Annotated in this window: 4 protein-coding genes; 2 read left to right on the forward strand and 2 right to left on the reverse strand. The window is 56.7% G+C overall.

The window, feature by feature from the left end:
* Nucleotides 1-51 precede the first annotated feature (51 nt).
* Both AKN84_RS50965 and AKN84_RS44170 read right to left on the reverse strand, forming a co-directional pair.
* Nucleotides 52-558 carry a GNAT family N-acetyltransferase gene (locus tag AKN84_RS50965; protein WP_128971729.1) on the reverse strand — a complete coding sequence of 169 codons (507 nt, stop codon included), beginning with the start codon at nucleotides 556-558 and terminating at the stop codon, nucleotides 52-54.
* A gap of 8 nt (nucleotides 559-566) precedes the next feature.
* Nucleotides 567-1,217, reverse strand: coding sequence for a glutathione S-transferase family protein (locus AKN84_RS44170; protein ID WP_050426588.1), 651 nt, complete (start codon nucleotides 1,215-1,217; stop codon nucleotides 567-569).
* 348 nt (nucleotides 1,218-1,565) lie between these two features.
* Between AKN84_RS44170 and AKN84_RS44175 the strand changes: the two genes are divergently transcribed.
* The gene (locus AKN84_RS44175) at nucleotides 1,566-2,114 is read left to right on the forward strand and encodes an autoinducer binding domain-containing protein (RefSeq protein ID WP_050426589.1); all 549 of its coding nucleotides are present in this window, start codon (nucleotides 1,566-1,568) and stop codon (nucleotides 2,112-2,114) included.
* Between the two features lie 20 nt (nucleotides 2,115-2,134).
* Complete coding sequence (locus tag AKN84_RS49840; protein WP_244485803.1) at nucleotides 2,135-2,302, forward strand: response regulator transcription factor; 168 nt, start codon at nucleotides 2,135-2,137, stop codon at nucleotides 2,300-2,302.
* The last annotated feature ends 35 nt before the right edge of the window (nucleotides 2,303-2,337 follow it).

The following is a 2,337-nucleotide window of genomic DNA, read 5'->3' on the forward strand; positions in this document are numbered from 1 at the left end:
CCATTAGTGGACATTGGGGGCCTCTGTCTCCGCCATGAGAATATCGGTCTTTCATATGCGGAGGACGTAATAGCGCGAGTAACCTTCGCCACCTGGGTCCCAGGGACCCGTGGGTTGGAAGCCCATTCTTTCGTACAGCCGATGCGAGGCTGTCAGCGCGTTGTTGCTTGACAATCGTATGCGCTCGTATCCTGCCCTGCGGGCAAAGCTGATAAGTCTATCCGAGATAGCTCGTGCGATCCCGCGGCCTCGGTAGGCTGGGCCGACAAACATTCGAACCATTTCGCACTCTCGATCATCGCAACGCTTGATCGCACCGGTACCGATGATTTCGTTTTCTGCGATCGCACACAAAAAGAGAGCCCGATCGACATACAAGGTTTCCGTATTTTCGAGGTCTGATAGTCGCGAATACATGAAATCCCGCACAAAAGGGTCCGGATGATCATGGAAATGCTCACGCCAAACGGTTTCAATGAGCCGGCGTGCTGCCGGCGCGTCACCAGGTCGGAATGGCCGAATTATAAAATTCTGTTCGCGGCATGTGAGGATCGCCATCGGTTTCCTCAAAAATCAAGCCGGCCGTAGAGCTCATCGAATGGTACGCACACATGCTCGCGATAGGCGGAGCTCGATTGCAGTCGCTCATACCAGCGCTCGACGCTCGGCAAGTTCGGGCGCGGAAGGTCAAGATTGAGATAGCGATAGAGATGGGTACCTATCGGAATATCTGCGAGTGACAGATGGTCTCCAAGCATGAAAGACCTTCCTTTCAACTGACGGTCGATGTGCTTCAGACAACGGCCGGTTTGTTCCAGAGCTTTGTTGACTGCACCCAGATTGCGCTGCGCCTCAGGCGTTCTGTACCAGCCCCAAAACACGCCAACCATGAATGCCGGCTGCAACGCGGTTTGCGACCAGTCCATCCATTGATCCGCCTTCGCGCGCTCAGCCGGTTTCATTGGCCAAAACGACGTTTCTGCAGAGTATTTGGCCGCAAGATACCTCAAGATGGCGTGCGACTCCCAAACGATGACACCGGAGTCATCAATCACTGGAACGCGTCCATGCGGGTTCATAGCCAGGAATTCGGCCGTATCGAGACCCCCGAACGAGCCTCCCAGCTCGACATGCTTGTGCGCTATGCCCAGCTCACCGACCAGCCACATAACCTTTTGCAGGTTGAACGACGATTTCCGACCATAAACCGTGAGCATTTGACGTAGACCTCAAATGGGGGACGTTCGCTTTTCGTCTAAGTCTGTCGTAGCGGATCGATTGGCAAGCGACAACCACGGGTTGATTCTGCGAGCCAATTGTAGGTCTGCTTCGGGGTCATACGCGGAAGAACTCGGGTTGAGCATATCGCGTCCGCTTCACCCCCGAAGAGTAGACATTAAGCCGACATGCCGGGTCGGCCGCTTGGGGCCAAAACCGGACTCATGGCCGCAGCAAATGGCCTCAGCGGCTCGGTTCACCAACACCTCTTTGTTGGCCCGATCAATGTCAGCCTGCTTCTCTTTTGCGGGGCCTGATGTAGGCTTGGACATGTGGGGGGCTGCCAGATGCATCGACCTTTCGCTGAAATTCGCCGCAGTGCGTTTGAGTTCGTTGAAGACATCGAGCGTCTTTCCACTGCCGGGGAGATCATGGATGCGATGGGTTGCGTGCTGAACCGGCACGGCATTGAGCACTATCTGTTCACCTTCATTCCCACGCCGACCAGCACTTTCAAGGATGTGACAGCGGCCAGCCGACTTCCGGACGGCCTCGAAGAGGTCTATGCCGAAAAAGGCTACGTGCATGATGATCCCGGCTTCCGCCACGCCCAGACGACAGTTCGGCCGTTTAGATGGTTCCGGGATTCGCCTTACGATCCCGAGCGCGAGCCACGGGCGGCCGAGGTCGTGCAGTTATGCCGCGACTTCGCTCTCGTCGAGGGCATCGTCGTCCCGGTGGTTTCGCATGCGCGTCGCGCCGGGCAGGTCTGGTTCGGAGGAGCAACGCTCGATCTGCCGGATAGCGAATTGCCAGCCCTGCACCTCATGGCGATCTATGCGTTTGACCGTATCCTCAAGCTTCATGGCCCACCTGCGCAGCACCAAGCGGCTTGACGCCGCGTGAACGGGAAATCTTGACGCTGGCAGCCAACGGCAAGTCAACGTGGGAGATCGGCGAGAAGCTTCACATCACCAGTCGAACAGTCAAAGAACACATCAAGCATCTTTGCCGAAAGCTTGGTGCAGCGACCCGGACCCAGGCTGTGATGATCGCTGTTCGCGACAAGATCATTCAACCATGAAGCTACGATGCGGGCCGAGCACAGGCGTCCGTTTA

Source organism: Bradyrhizobium tropiciagri (assembly GCF_001189845.1).
GTDB lineage: Bacteria > Pseudomonadota > Alphaproteobacteria > Rhizobiales > Xanthobacteraceae > Bradyrhizobium > Bradyrhizobium tropiciagri.